The 13,804-nt window shown below is 42.7% G+C and carries 14 protein-coding genes; 7 read left to right on the forward strand and 7 right to left on the reverse strand.

Annotated features, from left to right (window positions below; genetic code table 11):
* Nucleotides 1-94 precede the first annotated feature (94 nt).
* On the reverse strand, nt 95-895 hold the full coding sequence (locus HMPREF9447_RS15060) for a gamma-glutamyl-gamma-aminobutyrate hydrolase family protein (protein ID WP_009130605.1): 801 nt from the start codon (nt 893-895) through the stop codon (nt 95-97).
* A 194-nt stretch (nt 896-1,089) separates the two neighbouring features.
* On the opposite strand from HMPREF9447_RS15060, the gene HMPREF9447_RS15065 reads away from it, so the two are divergent.
* The 3 genes from HMPREF9447_RS15065 (at nt 1,090) to rprY (ending at nt 5,760) form a co-directional block, all read left to right on the forward strand.
* Complete coding sequence (locus tag HMPREF9447_RS15065) at nt 1,090-3,246, forward strand: elongation factor G (RefSeq protein ID WP_009130606.1); 2,157 nt, start codon at nt 1,090-1,092, stop codon at nt 3,244-3,246.
* A 275-nt stretch (nt 3,247-3,521) separates the two neighbouring features.
* Nucleotides 3,522-5,054, forward strand: a complete 1,533-nt coding sequence (locus tag HMPREF9447_RS15070; protein WP_009130607.1) for a sensor histidine kinase — start codon at nt 3,522-3,524, stop codon at nt 5,052-5,054.
* A 4-nt stretch (nt 5,055-5,058) separates the two neighbouring features.
* Entirely contained in the window at nt 5,059-5,760 is a 702-nt protein-coding gene (gene rprY / locus HMPREF9447_RS15075) for a response regulator transcription factor RprY (protein WP_009130608.1), read from the forward strand.
* 149 nt (nt 5,761-5,909) lie between these two features.
* Here rprY and HMPREF9447_RS28820 read toward each other — a convergent pair whose 3' ends face one another.
* Nucleotides 5,910-6,086, reverse strand: coding sequence for a hypothetical protein (locus HMPREF9447_RS28820; protein ID WP_009130609.1), 177 nt, complete (start codon nt 6,084-6,086; stop codon nt 5,910-5,912).
* Between the two features lie 101 nt (nt 6,087-6,187).
* Nucleotides 6,188-6,634 (reverse strand): MarR family winged helix-turn-helix transcriptional regulator, encoded by a 447-nt coding sequence (locus HMPREF9447_RS15080; protein ID WP_009130610.1) that lies wholly within the window; start codon nt 6,632-6,634, stop codon nt 6,188-6,190.
* Between the two features lie 159 nt (nt 6,635-6,793).
* Here HMPREF9447_RS15080 and rpsF point away from each other — a divergent pair, with 159 nt between their 5' ends.
* From rpsF to rplI, 3 genes are read left to right on the forward strand one after another with little or no spacing between them, the layout of a single operon-like run.
* The gene (rpsF, locus tag HMPREF9447_RS15085; protein WP_007210277.1) at nt 6,794-7,138 is read left to right on the forward strand and encodes a 30S ribosomal protein S6; all 345 of its coding nucleotides are present in this window, start codon (nt 6,794-6,796) and stop codon (nt 7,136-7,138) included.
* Nucleotides 7,139-7,140: 2 nt separating this feature from the next.
* Entirely contained in the window at nt 7,141-7,413 is a 273-nt protein-coding gene (rpsR, locus tag HMPREF9447_RS15090; RefSeq protein WP_004288442.1) for a 30S ribosomal protein S18, read from the forward strand.
* A gap of 15 nt (nt 7,414-7,428) precedes the next feature.
* Nucleotides 7,429-7,878, forward strand: a complete 450-nt coding sequence (gene rplI / locus HMPREF9447_RS15095) for a 50S ribosomal protein L9 (RefSeq protein WP_009130611.1) — start codon at nt 7,429-7,431, stop codon at nt 7,876-7,878.
* A gap of 822 nt (nt 7,879-8,700) precedes the next feature.
* On the opposite strand, the gene HMPREF9447_RS15100 is transcribed toward rplI, so the two are convergent.
* The 4 genes from HMPREF9447_RS15100 to HMPREF9447_RS15115 all read right to left on the reverse strand — a co-directional run bounded on the left by HMPREF9447_RS15100 (nt 8,701) and on the right by HMPREF9447_RS15115 (nt 12,383).
* Entirely contained in the window at nt 8,701-9,411 is a 711-nt protein-coding gene (locus tag HMPREF9447_RS15100) for a hypothetical protein (protein WP_044138258.1), read from the reverse strand.
* Between the two features lie 20 nt (nt 9,412-9,431).
* Nucleotides 9,432-10,196, reverse strand: a complete 765-nt coding sequence (locus HMPREF9447_RS15105) for a BRO1 domain-containing protein (RefSeq protein ID WP_009130613.1) — start codon at nt 10,194-10,196, stop codon at nt 9,432-9,434.
* Between the two features lie 138 nt (nt 10,197-10,334).
* The gene (locus HMPREF9447_RS15110) at nt 10,335-10,550 is read right to left on the reverse strand and encodes a hypothetical protein (protein ID WP_009130614.1); all 216 of its coding nucleotides are present in this window, start codon (nt 10,548-10,550) and stop codon (nt 10,335-10,337) included.
* A 159-nt stretch (nt 10,551-10,709) separates the two neighbouring features.
* Nucleotides 10,710-12,383, reverse strand: coding sequence for a long-chain fatty acid--CoA ligase (locus HMPREF9447_RS15115; protein ID WP_009130615.1), 1,674 nt, complete (start codon nt 12,381-12,383; stop codon nt 10,710-10,712).
* Nucleotides 12,384-12,468: 85 nt separating this feature from the next.
* On the opposite strand from HMPREF9447_RS15115, the gene mtaB reads away from it, so the two are divergent.
* Nucleotides 12,469-13,788, forward strand: a complete 1,320-nt coding sequence (gene mtaB, locus HMPREF9447_RS15120; RefSeq protein WP_009130616.1) for a tRNA (N(6)-L-threonylcarbamoyladenosine(37)-C(2))-methylthiotransferase MtaB — start codon at nt 12,469-12,471, stop codon at nt 13,786-13,788.
* The last annotated feature ends 16 nt before the right edge of the window (nt 13,789-13,804 follow it).

A 13,804-nucleotide genomic window follows, 5' to 3' on the forward strand; every position in this document is an offset into this window, starting at 1 on the left:
TAGTACGGACTTGATACGGAGATAGTACGGAGATGATACGGAGATGATACGGAGATAGTACGGAGATAGTGATATTGGACTCTGAATTGAGTTGCTATTTGCTTTTCTGGAATTCAGTTGCTTTATTAACCAGGAAATGGAAGAATCTGGCAGCTACGGTGTCGCCTGCAATAGTCAGTGCCTCCGGGTGAAACTGCACTCCCCAGATAGGACGGCCATCCGTACTTTCAATAGCTTCGGGGATGCTGTCTGTAGCCCACGCTGTAATTTGGAATCCCGGCGCTACTTGTTTCACCGCCTGATGATGATGCGTATTCGTGAAGAGTTTCGTTTGGCCTGTAAGCTGAGCTATTATAGAACCGGGCAGAAGATTAACGATGTGAGTAGGCACACTGCTTGGCTCTTTCTGATGATGCCATATGGTAGTATCCGGATGCTGCGCCGGTATATCCTGGTAGAGTGTACCACCGAAAGCTACATTTATAAGCTGTTCGCCCCGGCAGATTCCCAACATCGGCAGGTTGCGGTGTGCAGCAAGTCGAATCAGGGAAATGTCATAGACATCGCGAAGTGAATCTACTTCGCCCAATTGCTCTATAGGTTCTTCATTATAATAAGAGGGATGTATGTCAGCTCCTCCAATCAGGATAATTCCATCCAATCGGTTAATGATATCTGTCAGAACAAGACTGTCAGTAGTAATAGGAATAAGCACCGGGGTGCCTCCGGCTTGTATTACAGATTCTGTATAAGTCATTCGTACAGACGAATAATCATTAGGATGTGAACAGGATATACCAATGAGCGGTGGTTGTCTGCGCATGAGACCATTGGATTGGCATCCTGTAAAAAACAGAAAAATGAGTAATAGGATGGAGGATAGTAGTTCTTTCATTATAAATTGGAGGATAATGATTTACGCTGTAAAGTTAAGAAAATCTTCTTGTTAGTTGTTACATGTTAGAGAACATAGTTTAGTAACACTGTCGAATTATTGCTTTTCTTTTGATAAATTCATAATTTGCGCCTCACTAAAAGTTAAGGGTATGCGAAGGCATGCTGAATTATTCATTTTAAATCTTATATATCATGAAAGTATATCAGACGAATGAAATTAAGAACATTGCCCTGCTTGGCAATGATGGCTCGGGTAAAACCACTCTCACAGAAGCGCTGCTCTATGAGAGTGGTATTATAAAACGTCGCGGCAGAATTACTGCCAAGAATACAGTCAGCGATTACTTCCCGGTGGAGCAAGAATATGGCTATTCTGTGTTTTCCACCGTTTTCCATGTGGAGTGGAATGGTAAGAAACTGAACATCATAGACTGCCCGGGTAGTGATGACTTTGTAGGAGCAGCCATGACGGCGCTTAATGTTACTGATACTGCTATTTTACTTCTAAATGGACAATATGGTCCGGAAGTAGGTACCCAAAACCATTTCCGCTATACGGAAAAGCTGGGCAAACCGGTAATCTTCCTGGTGAACCAGCTTGACCATGAGAAGTGTGATTATGATATGGTATTGGAGCAGTTGAAGTCAGCTTATGGTTCGAAGGTAGTTCCCGTGCAATATCCGTTGGCTACCGGACCGAACTTCAATTCGTTGATTGATGTACTTCTGATGAAAAAATATTCGTGGGGGCCCGAAGGTGGTGCGCCTACAATCGAAGATGTTCCTGCAGAGGAGATGGATAAAGCAACCGAACTGCATAAAGCACTGGTGGAAGCTGCTGCTGAGCATGACGAAAGCCTGATGGAGAAATTCTTTGAGCAAGAATCACTGACAGAGGATGAAATGCGCGAAGGTATTCGTAAAGGTCTGGCTTCACGTGGCATGTTCCCTGTGTTCTGTGTATGTGCAGGTAAAGATATGGGCGTACGCCGTCTGATGGAGTTCTTGGGCAATGTAGTTCCGTTTGTGGACGAAATGCCGCCGATACATAATACTCGTGGCGAGGTTGTGAAACCGGATCCGAATGGCCCGACCTCTCTTTATTTCTTTAAAACAGCTGTTGAACCTCACATTGGTGATGTTCAGTACTTCAAAGTAATGAGTGGTAAAGTGCACGAGGGTGAAGACTTTACAAATGCCGATCGTGGCTCGAAGGAACGTATTGCTCAGATATATGCTTGTGCGGGTGCCAACCGCATCAAGGTAGAAGAAATGGTAGCCGGTGATATAGGCTGTACTGTGAAGTTGAAAGATGTACATACCGGCAATACGCTGAATGGTAAAGGTACGGAGAATCGCTTCAACTTCGTTAAATATCCGAATTCCAAATATTCACGTGCCATCAAACCTGTGAATGAAGCTGATACGGAGAAAATGATGGTCATTCTGAATCGTATGCGCGAGGAAGATCCGACTTGGGTTGTAGAACAATCTAAGGAGTTGCGCCAGACCATCGTTCATGGACAAGGGGAATTCCACCTGCGTACCTTGAAATGGCGTTTGGAAAACAATGAGAAATTGCAAATCAAGTTTGAAGAGCCGAGAATTCCATATCGTGAAACGATTACGAAAGCAGCTCGTGCAGACTATCGTCATAAGAAACAGTCAGGTGGTGCAGGTCAGTTCGGTGAGGTGCATCTGATTGTAGAACCTTACTATGAAGGTATGCCAGTGCCCGATACTTATAAATTCGGTGCTCAGGAATTCAAGATTAACGTAAAAGGAACCGAAGAAGTACCATTGGAATGGGGCGGTAAGCTGGTATTTATTAATAGTATCGTGGGTGGTTCTATCGATGCACGCTTCTTACCTGCTATTCTGAAAGGTATCATGGCCCGCATGGAGCAAGGTCCGTTGACCGGTTCGTATGCTCGTGATGTGCGTGTGATTATATATGATGGTAAGATGCACCCGGTAGACTCGAACGAAATCTCTTTCATGCTGGCGGGACGTAATGCGTTCAGTGAAGCATTTAAGAATGCAGGTCCGAAGATTCTTGAACCCATTTATGATGTAGAAGTATTTGTTCCGTCGGATAGAATGGGCGATGTGATGGGTGACTTGCAGGGACGCCGTGCCATGATTATGGGTATGAGCAGTGAAGCCGGTTATGAAAAGCTGATTGCTAAAGTACCTTTGAAGGAAATGTCATCCTATTCTACAGCGTTGAGCTCTTTGACGGGAGGACGTGCTTCGTTTATCATGAAGTTTGCCAGCTATGAACTTGTTCCAAGTGATGTACAAGACAAGCTCGTTAAGGAGTTTGAAGCTAAGCAAACTGAAGAATAAAAGACTTCACTTCGTCTGTTTTTATAATTTGTTAAAGCCGTTACTCCCTCAGAACGAGGAGTAATGGCTTTTTTATTAACACTGATTAAGAACATACGTAAATGTGAATGTGAATAATTAATTTTTTATTAAATTTGCAAACCAAAGACACGCCTATTTGTTATAATGCTCGTAATGCAACTTAAAAAATGCCTTTCGGTTAATTTACGAGAACTCGCGGTTAAATCAGGTTAATTTGTTAGGAGTGTTAATTAGGGAGTGTTAATTTTGTGACTATGAAGAAGTCAACTATATGGATATTAGGCGTCGTTATGGGGCTATCTTTCCTCAGTCTATTGTATCTGCAAATCAGCTACATAGAGGAGATGGTAAAGATGCGTAACGAGCAATTTGATGAAGCCGTGAAGCGTGGCCTGATGGCAGCTTCCAAAGATGTGGAGTCCGCGGAAGTTGACCGTTGGTTACGGGAGGATATCTCCGAGGCAGAAAAGAGAGCTTGGGAACAAGGCAAGTCGGTGGTACAGATTGAGCAGTTTACAGCGACATCGCCGGATGGATCTAGGTATCCGGTAATGGAATTGCGGACAATAACCAATGCGCAGTCGGAATTGCCGAGAGCAATGATTTCGCGCAAGCATGGTACCAAAACCATACCTCAGACAGCTCGTTCGCAGGCTGATTTTATAAAGAACCGTTATCTCTACCAGCGCGCTTTGTTGGATGAAGTTGCCTGGCAGATGATATATACGGTAAGTAGCAAGCCGGTTGAAGAGCGCGTCAACTTTAAGAATCTGGACCAGTACTTGAAGTCGGGCTTGGTTGATAATGGCATTGATTTGAAGTATCACTTTAAAGTGATCGACCGGGATGGACGTGAGGTATACCGGTGTTCGGACTATGTTGATGAAGGAAGTGAGGCTTCTTATTCTCAGCCTTTGTTCTTGAACGATCCGCCTGCGCGCATGAGCACCGTAAAGATACATTTCCCGGGGAAAAGGGATTATATTTTTGATTCGGTCAGCTTTATGATACCGTCGATGATATTCACCTTTGTGCTGTTGATAACATTTATATTCACGATTTATATCGTGTTCCGCCAAAAGAAACTGACGGAGATGAAGAATGACTTTATCAACAACATGACACATGAGTTCAAAACACCGATATCGACCATTTCGCTGGCGGCACAGATGCTGAAAGACCCCGCAGTGGGTAAGTCACCTGCTATGTTCCAGCATATATCGACGGTGATAAATGATGAGACGAAGCGGTTGAGGTTCCAGGTAGAGAAGGTGCTCCAGATGTCGATGTTCGACAAACAACGGGCAACTTTGAAAATGAAGGAACTGGATGCCAACGAATTGATTACTGGGGTTATCAACACTTTTGCCTTGAAGGTGGAGCGTTATAACGGTAATATAGAGTCGGAGTTGGACGCAACAGACCCGATTATCTTTGCAGATGAGATGCATCTTACAAATGTAATTTTTAATCTGATGGATAATGCGGTGAAGTATAAGAGACCGGATGAGGAATTGGAATTGAAGGTGAAGACCTGGAACGAACCGGGTAAGCTGATGATTTCTATCCAAGATAACGGTATAGGTATTAAAAAAGAGAATTTAAAAAAGATATTTGAAAAGTTCTACCGCGTGCATACAGGTAATCTGCACGACGTGAAGGGCTTCGGACTGGGGCTTTCCTATGTGAAGAAAATTATTACAGATCACAAGGGAACCATTCGGGCAGAGAGCGAACTGAACGTTGGAACTAAATTTATTATAGCATTACCTTTACTTAAAAATTAATGATATGGACGAGAAACTGCGTATTTTATTGTGCGAAGATGATGAAAATCTTGGCATGCTTTTAAGAGAATATTTACAGGCGAAAGGGTATTCTGCCGAGTTATATCCCGATGGTGAAGCTGGATACAAAGCTTTTCTGAAGAATAAATATGACTTGTGTGTGTTTGATGTGATGATGCCGAAGAAAGACGGTTTCACACTGGCTCAGGAAGTGCGTGCTGCAAATGCCGAAATTCCTATCATCTTCCTGACTGCAAAGACACTGAAAGAAGATATTCTGGAAGGCTTTAAGATTGGTGCGGATGATTATATCACCAAGCCGTTCAGTATGGAAGAGCTGACCTTCAGAATTGAAGCTATCCTGAGACGCGTGCGTGGAAAGAAGAACAAAGAAAGCAATATCTACAAGATTGGTATGTTCACTTTCGACACACAGAAACAGATTTTGTCGACACCTGACAAGCAGACGAAGCTGACTACTAAGGAGTCTGAACTTCTGGGTTTGCTCTGTGCTCATGCTAACGAGATCTTGCAACGTGACTTTGCGTTGAAGACTATCTGGATTGATGATAACTACTTCAATGCCCGTAGCATGGACGTGTATATCACGAAGTTGCGTAAGCACTTGAAAGAAGATCCTTCCATTGAAATCATCAATATTCACGGAAAGGGTTATAAGCTGATTACACCGGAACCGGAATCTTAAAACTGTAGATAAGGTATTTAGTTGACAAGGTGTTCAGTAAGTAGATACTACTTTCCTTGTTTCTTGTCAACTGAGAACCTTGTTAACTGATGGAAATAAAAAAGGCGGTTGCTACGTAAGCAACCGCCTTTTTTATTCTTTTTCCGATATCAGTCAGCCAATTTTTTATTGATGACGATATATGTAATTAATCCCAATACCATCAGAACAGCTGATGTTCCCAGAATGGTATTGTTATTTACATTACCGGTAAAGGAACATGCAACTAAAATTACAGCTCCTACCAAGACTAATATCAAGCCCAGATTTTTTAATAAACCTTTCATGTGTGTGTATTTTAATAGATTATTATATTCTTGTCACAAAGAAAAGCATAATTCTTTAACAAGCGAAATTATTTTTGCAAAAAAACCATTTTTTATTTATTTTAGTCTTTCGTATTGAAAAATATTTTTCTCAATACTTCCTGGCTTACTCTTAATTCTTCTACGGTGATGCCATGTAGTGCCTCTTTCAAAGTTTGGTTGGCAATGAGGCGTGCACGCTCTTCCAGTTCCTTCCCGTCTTTGGTGAGATGGATGAGATTGGTGCGGCGATCTTTCTTGTCGGAGATGCGGACAACCAGGTGTTGGCGTTCCATATTGTCGATGAGGCGCGTCATGCTGGGCTTGTCCTTAAAAGTTGCATTACACAACTCTTGTTGCGTCACTCCATCTTTTTCCCACAAAAAGATGAGGACGGTCCACTGTTCCGGAGTAATCTCCAAACCGTTCTGGCGGAAGTTACGGGACAGTTTCCGGTTAATGGCGGCGGAAACTTTACCGTTCAGGATGGCAAAAATCAGCCGGATGTCAAAGTTAAATTGCTCGATCATGAAATTATTGTTTAAACAACTTTGCAAAGGTAAGTCACTTCTGTGATAAATCCTATCTTCGGGCATAAAAAAACATTAAATGTTTGTGGTTCAAAATAAAATCCCTACCTTTGCACCGCAAATTTTTAAACGAATTATTAATTCATTAATTAAACAAGTATGAATCAATACGAAACCGTTTTCATTTTAACTCCCGTTTTGTCTGATGTTCAGATGAAGGAAGCGGTAGAAAAATTCAAAGGCATCCTTACTGCTGAAGGTGCTGAGATTGTAAATGAAGAGAACTGGGGACTGAAAAAACTGGCTTATCCTATCCAGAAGAAGTCTACAGGTTTCTATCAGCTGATTGAGTTCAATGCAGACCCTACTGTAATTGACAAGTTAGAGCTCAACTTCCGTCGTGATGAGCGCGTTATCCGTTTCTTGACTTTCAAGCAAGACAAGTACGCTGCTGAATACGCTGCGAAGAGAAGAAGTGTTAAATCAACTAAAAAGGAGGATTAATCATGGCACAACAAGTTCAATCAGAAATCAGATATTTAACTCCGCCGTCAGTGGACGTTAAGAAGAAAAAATACTGCCGTTTCAAAAAGAGTGGTATTAAGTACATCGACTATAAGGATCCTGAATTCTTGAAGAAATTCTTGAATGAGCAAGGTAAAATCCTTCCGCGTCGCATCACCGGTACTTCTTTGAAGTTCCAACGTCGTGTAGCTCAAGCTGTAAAGAGAGCCCGTCACTTGGCATTGTTGCCTTATGTAACTGACATGATGAAATAATAGGAGGAGGAAAGTATGGAAATTATATTGAAAGAAGACATTGTAAACTTGGGTTATAAGAACGATATCGTAACCGTTAAGTCTGGTTATGGTCGTAACTACCTCATCCCGACAGGTAAAGCTGTGATTGCTTCTCCCTCGGCAAAGAAAATGTTGGCTGAAGATTTGAAGCAACGTGCTCACAAACTGGAAAAAATCAAAAAGGATGCTGAAGCATTGGCAGCTAAATTAGAAGGTGTATCTTTGAAGATCGCTACTAAAGTTAGCTCAACCGGTACTATCTTCGGTTCTGTTGGTAATATCCAGATTGCAGAAGCGCTGGCTAAGTTGGGTCATGAAGTTGACCGTAAGATCATCGTTGTAAAAGACGCTGTGAAAGAAGTTGGCGAGTACAAAGCTATCGTTAAGCTGCACAAGGAAGTTTCTGTAGAAATTCCTTTCGAAGTAGTTGCTGAAGAAGCATAATTGAAAACTTCATATATAGAAAAAAGTCCGGTTTCCGAGAGGAGCTGGGCTTTTTTTATTTTTGATAAGCATTTACCGGATGTGATAAGTATGTTAACTTAGTAATACTTAAAAAATAACTTGGTACATATAAATGAGCATTTGTCTCAAAACTGTGCAGAAAGGAACAAAAATGATTAGCGTTTAGTGATTAGTAATGAGGCAAATGATAAACAGCACTATCTCAATTCTCCTCCTCCCGGGAGGAGGAGTACCCCAACGGGGGGAGGTGGTAGGTGAAACAATAAAATACCTATAAATCACAAGGCTAAGGAATTCTTTCTCACCTACCACCCCGCCCTAAAGGGCACCCCTCCTCCAACTGGAGGAGGGGAGTTAAGATAGTCCGCCTAATTAATTGAGATACTCAGTAAATCATCATTTCATTCAAAACCCTGCAAAAAGGAATCAAATGATAATTTAGCGCAGCCTAAGCCTGAAAGGCTTTCATCTTACAGCCCAGGGCAGCGCCCTGGGAATGAATCGTCCCCCACAATCTTACGCCCTGTAAGGGCAAAAGCCGTTGTGTGCTGTTATGCCCTTACAGGGCGCAGGGATAAACCCAACTCAATTCCCAGGGCGCTGCCCTGGGCTATAAGATAAAAGGCTTTCAGCCTTGAGCTGCGCAATAATGCCTGCTTAGTTCAAAACCTAACAGGGAGAAACTAAATTCAACTATTGATTATTAGTCTATTACTAAATTATTTTTCTCCTATTGGGAAAGAAATCTCCTACTGGAAAAAAATAGAACGCCCATTATACCACTTTGTTTTTTAACCTCACCTAATACTCCTTGTCAATTCTTTTGATGGTTTCGTCAATTAATTCTAGGTGATGGTTGTACGTAAGCTGCGGATCATCATGTATATAGGAGATTTGCCGTATGGCAGCAAGGCCTTCCGGGAGGTTAAAAACAAAATTCCAGGTTTCCCTCAGCGTTATCTTATCTTTATTAGAGAATTCCTGAAAATCTTGTCGATCGGTAAGTTTGGCTGTCATATTTTCTTTTGTTTTGGAAAAGCCTTCATAAAACTTATGTGAATTTTTAATAACGGCATACGCCTGAATGATTTGAACAACAAGCTCTTTGCTTTCAATATTTTGCATTAGAGAAGATGCACTGAGCATTTCCATAGCGTCGGTAAGAGGAAGAAAGTCGCTTGATTGGAAAAGAAAATAGTTGTAATAGTTTAAAGAATCTGAGGATGCCTCATTTATTCTGTCCTTATATTGAAGTAGATAGCGTGCTCCTTGTTTGTTGAATATCTCTAACTCCCTCATATCCTCTATTATTTCTTTGTTGATGAGCAATTCGCTTTTCACCAATTGTAAAGCTTGTGTAACCTCTTTCTTTTTATTGTGTTCTTGGATCATATCACTGCCTATGAAAGTGATAATGATGCCTAACACTACTGCTGTAAAATTGCAGATAAAATCTCCTAACCGTCTGGTTGTGGTAGGGGATGTGATAATCTCTTTTAATTTCTTTTTCATTTGTTCTTTCAGCTGTTGGTTTATTCGCATTCTTTTTCGATAGCTTCGATTGTTTTATCGATTTCTTCTACACAGGCGAAATAAATTCGTGCTTTTTGTATATTGGGGATTGCTTGAAGGAGTTGTAAACCTTCCGGTAGGATAAATAGAAGATGAAGTTGTTGCCCTAAGTCTTTTACGATATCTTCGGTTTTTTCTCTTAGCCTCGTCAGGTTGTATGCATAAGACTTTACTTTGGGATTATCATTGAAGTCGTTTTGCACATGATCTTTTATATTACTATATGTTTCAAAAGATGTTTCAGCGGCTTTGATGGCTCCGTATGCTTTGATTATTTGCAGGGCAAGTTCTTTGTTCTGAATTTTTTGAATAAGTGCAGAAGCTTTGAGCATTTCTATGGCATCATTGGTGAATGTGAATTTGCTCCATTGAAAAAGAAGAGGGAAATATTTATTAATGGAATCCTTAGGTATTCCACTTGCATTGTCTTTATTCTCAAAAAGATAATTTGCGGCACGTTGTTCCAAAGCTACTCTGTTTCCCATAGCTTCTATTTCTTCCCTATTCAGAAGAAGCTCACTTTTCACCAGTTGCAGTGATTTCTTTATTTCCTTTTGGGTGTTGCGTTCTGTAATCCAGTCGCTTCCGGCAAAGGTGAGAATAATGCCTAATACTACTGCAATGAAATTGCGGAAGAAGTCACCCAACTTATACTCTGTCGCTAAGTACTTTAATTTGTTTGACGGTTTTATTTTCATAAGGTTATTATTTAATGTTGCAAGCAAAGATAAGAATAATTTAAAATAAATAAGAATATGAATGTAGGAAAGATTGTAGGGCTAAGGAAACAAAAGGGACATAAAAAAAGTCTGTCCGTGCTTTTGCACGTCAGACTTTCAATTCTCTCGAGTATTGTACTGAAATTATTCAGCTACAACTGCTGCGCTATCTACTACTACAGTATCAGCTGCTGCGGCTGCTGCTTCAGCTGCTGCTGCGGCTGCTTCTTCTACTGCTGCGATTGAGTCAGCGATGCGGATTGAATCTGCTGCTGCTTTTTCAGCTGCTGCTTGTTTGTTACCACAAGATGCGAATGATACTGCTACAATAGCTACGGCCATCAAAACTAATTTTTTCATTTTCTTTGCTTTTTAAAAACGTAATACAATCAATTGCTTTATTAAAACGTTGCAAAGGTATGTACTTTTTCAATATGTTGTTCTCCAAATACCAACTTTTTTTATGTTTTTTTTGGAGCTCAGCGCTTTTCTTGACCTTTTTGTATGTTATAAAACATACTAATCTTCTGCAATACTGTTATATAAGTAGCGTTTGATGCTTCTTTTGGGAGTCTTCTCAAACTCAGTCGGATAGAGCTGAATCTGGCTTACTTTTTCGTATCCCGCCACAATGCTATTCAGGTTCTTGAGGTTTTCGTCCATGATGGCTTTCAGGTTTTCCGGTTGATTTAATCCAAGCGAATCCAGAGCTTCATAATCGGCATAAACCAAAGCCACCAGTTTCTTATTACGCTCAATAATAAGGCTTTCCAGTACGAACGGCAGATTGTTGAGACGCGCTTCGATTTCTTCGGGGAAGATGTTCTGACCGCTGGAGCTGAGAATCATGGTCTTGCTGCGACCACGGATATAGAGGTTGCCATTATTGTCCAGCTTTCCTAAATCACCGGTGCGCAGCCAGCCGTCTTCGGTGAAGACTTCTTTGGTAGCTTCGGGGTTTTTGTAATATCCCGCCATCACATTCTCGCCGCGTACCTGAATTTCACCAATTTCAGCTTCAGGATTTTCCTTATAAATACGCGCTTCCATTATATCGAGCACACGGCCGGAAGAAGTCGGGATGAATTCGTGCCAAGGAGCGTAACTGATAAGTGGCGCACACTCCGTCATGCCATAACCGATGGTGAATGGGAATTTGATGCGATAGAAGAATTCTTCCACTTCCGGATTCATGGCGGCTCCACCGATGATGACTTCCTTGAAACGTCCGCCCAGCGCATCCACTAGCTTCTTGCGGATTTGCCCGTAGATTTGGCCATCGAGCAAGGGGATGCTGAGTGCCCACTTCATGGTCTTTTTGTTGATGATGGGCTGGATGACGTTTTTATAGATTTTCTCGATAACGAGCGGCACGGTGATTATCAGGTTCGGCTTCACTTCTTCAAAGGCTTTCATCAGAATCTTGGGAGAAGGAACTTTACCCAAAAGCGTGACATGTGTGCCCACGGCAGTAGCTGTGAGAAAGTCGAAAGCACAACCATAGGCATGAGCCAACGGTAGGAAAGACAGAACTTTATCTCCTTTTTTTAATAACTCGGTGCGGATACCGAAGGTGACGTTTCCGGCCAGATTGTTTCCCGTCAGCATGACGCCCTTACTGAAACCGGTGGTACCCGAGGTGTAGTTCAGCAGCATCACCTTGTCGTTGGAAAGAGTGGTGTATTCCACGTCTTCCCGGCGGAAACCTTTCGGGTAAGCTTCGTGCAACTCTTCATCCAGATGCTTGAGGAAACGGTTTACTGTTTCGCCGTCGCGCTGGTGCAGGCAGCGGAAATCGGAGAGGGAGAACACGGCACGTAGTCCGGTCAGGCGTTCTTCTTCCAGATGTTCCCAGATGGAATCACTGGTAAAAAGGAATACGGATTCGGAATGATTGACTATATGATGTACATCGTTCGGATTGAAATCCTGCAGGATGGGAACCACGATGGCGCCGTAGGTGATGGTAGCCATGTAGGCAATGCACCAACGGGCATTGTTCTTGCCGATAATGGCGATTTTGTCGCCCCGCCGCAGGCTGCAATGTTTGAACAGCAAGTGCAATTTAGCTATTTCTTGCGCTACTTGTCCGTAGGTATAACTCTCATCTTCACCGTAATCGGTGTAGCAGGGTAGGTCCCAATTCTCACGGAAACTCTGTTCGTAGAGTTTGATAAAGTTTTCTTGTATCATTGCACGAAAATTGATGAATTGTGCAAAAGTAGGAAAATTCTAAGAATTATATGTAACTTTGTGGCGGAAATGTGTTTAGATAGATATGATTGATACCACTATATTTCAAGATAAGACAGCGGTTTACTATACGTTGGGGTGCAAACTGAACTTCTCTGAGACCTCCACTATCGGTAAAATTTTGCGCGAAGCGGGCGTGCGCACGGCACGCAAAGGAGAGAAGGCGGACATCTGTGTGGTGAACACTTGTTCGGTGACGGAAGTGGCGGACAAGAAATGCCGTCAGGCTATTCATCGCCTGGTGAAACAACACCCGGGCGCTTTCGTAGTTGTGACCGGATGTTATGCCCAGTTGAAACCCGAAGCTGTGGCAAAAATAGAAGGAGTAGATGTTGTGCTCGGTGCCGAGCAGAAGAAAGATTTGCTTCAGTATCTGGGCGATTTGCAAAAGCATGAGTCCGGGGAAACGCACACTTCGGCGCTGAAAGACATCCATTCGTTTGCTCCGTCTTGTTCGCGCGGCGACCGCACACGCTATTTCCTGAAAGTGCAGGACGGTTGCGATTACTTCTGTTCTTATTGTACCATTCCTTTTGCCCGTGGACGGAGTCGTAACGGAACAGTGGCTTCCATGGTAGAGCAGGCGCGTCAGGCGGCAGTCGATGGCGGAAAAGAAATCGTGCTGACAGGTGTCAATATCGGTGATTTCGGCAAGAGTACCGGGGAGACTTTCTTCGACTTGGTGAAGGCGTTGGATGAAGTGGAGGGCATCGAACGTTATCGCATCTCCTCCATCGAACCGAATTTACTGACTGATGAGATTATTGAATTTGTTTCCCATTCCCGCAGTTTCATGCCACACTTCCATATTCCGTTGCAATCCGGCAGCGACGAAGTGTTGCAACTGATGCGCCGCAGGTATGATACGGCACTTTTCGCTTCCAAAGTGCGGAGGGTGAAAGAAGTGATGCCCGATGCTTTTATCGGTGTGGATGTGATTGTGGGCACACGTGGCGAAACGGATGAATACTTTGAGCAGGCTTATGAATTTATCAAGAGTCTGGATGTGACCCAGCTTCACGTATTTAGTTATTCCGAACGTCCCGGCACACAGGCATTGAAGATAGATCACGTGGTGAGCCCGGAAGTAAAACACCGCCGCAGTCAGCGCCTATTGGAACTTTCGGACGAAAAGACGCGTGCATTTTACGCCCGCCACATCGGACAAACCATGCCCGTATTGCTGGAACGCTCTAAACCGGATGCACCCATGCACGGCTTTACTGGTAACTATATCCGTGTGGAAGTTCCCCATCAGGATACTCTGGATAATCAGGTGGTATCCGTCCGCCTGGGCGATTTTAATGAAGATGGAACAGCTTTGCAGGGAACACTCCTATTATAATAAGGTATAAGAAAAA

It is taken from the genome of Bacteroides oleiciplenus YIT 12058, from assembly GCF_000315485.1.
GTDB classification, from domain to species: domain Bacteria; phylum Bacteroidota; class Bacteroidia; order Bacteroidales; family Bacteroidaceae; genus Bacteroides; species Bacteroides oleiciplenus.

What these genes read in the sequence shown, in the direction of transcription:
- HMPREF9447_RS15065 (WP_009130606.1), top strand. Translation starts at nt 1,090, where the DNA reads ATGAAAGTATATCAGACGAATGAAATTAAGAACATTGCCCTGCTTGGC.
- HMPREF9447_RS15080 (WP_009130610.1), bottom strand. Translation starts at nt 6,634, where the DNA reads ATGATCGAGCAATTTAACTTTGACATCCGGCTGATTTTTGCCATCCTG.
- rplI (WP_009130611.1), top strand. Translation starts at nt 7,429, where the DNA reads ATGGAAATTATATTGAAAGAAGACATTGTAAACTTGGGTTATAAGAAC.
- HMPREF9447_RS15070 (WP_009130607.1), top strand. Translation starts at nt 3,522, where the DNA reads ATGAAGAAGTCAACTATATGGATATTAGGCGTCGTTATGGGGCTATCT.
- HMPREF9447_RS15060 (WP_009130605.1), bottom strand. Translation starts at nt 895, where the DNA reads ATGAAAGAACTACTATCCTCCATCCTATTACTCATTTTTCTGTTTTTT.
- HMPREF9447_RS28820 (WP_009130609.1), bottom strand. Translation starts at nt 6,086, where the DNA reads ATGAAAGGTTTATTAAAAAATCTGGGCTTGATATTAGTCTTGGTAGGA.
- rpsR (WP_004288442.1), top strand. Translation starts at nt 7,141, where the DNA reads ATGGCACAACAAGTTCAATCAGAAATCAGATATTTAACTCCGCCGTCA.
- rprY (WP_009130608.1), top strand. Translation starts at nt 5,059, where the DNA reads ATGGACGAGAAACTGCGTATTTTATTGTGCGAAGATGATGAAAATCTT.
- HMPREF9447_RS15115 (WP_009130615.1), bottom strand. Translation starts at nt 12,383, where the DNA reads ATGATACAAGAAAACTTTATCAAACTCTACGAACAGAGTTTCCGTGAG.
- mtaB (WP_009130616.1), top strand. Translation starts at nt 12,469, where the DNA reads ATGATTGATACCACTATATTTCAAGATAAGACAGCGGTTTACTATACG.
- rpsF (WP_007210277.1), top strand. Translation starts at nt 6,794, where the DNA reads ATGAATCAATACGAAACCGTTTTCATTTTAACTCCCGTTTTGTCTGAT.
- HMPREF9447_RS15110 (WP_009130614.1), bottom strand. Translation starts at nt 10,550, where the DNA reads ATGAAAAAATTAGTTTTGATGGCCGTAGCTATTGTAGCAGTATCATTC.
- HMPREF9447_RS15100 (WP_044138258.1), bottom strand. Translation starts at nt 9,411, where the DNA reads ATGAAAAAGAAATTAAAAGAGATTATCACATCCCCTACCACAACCAGA.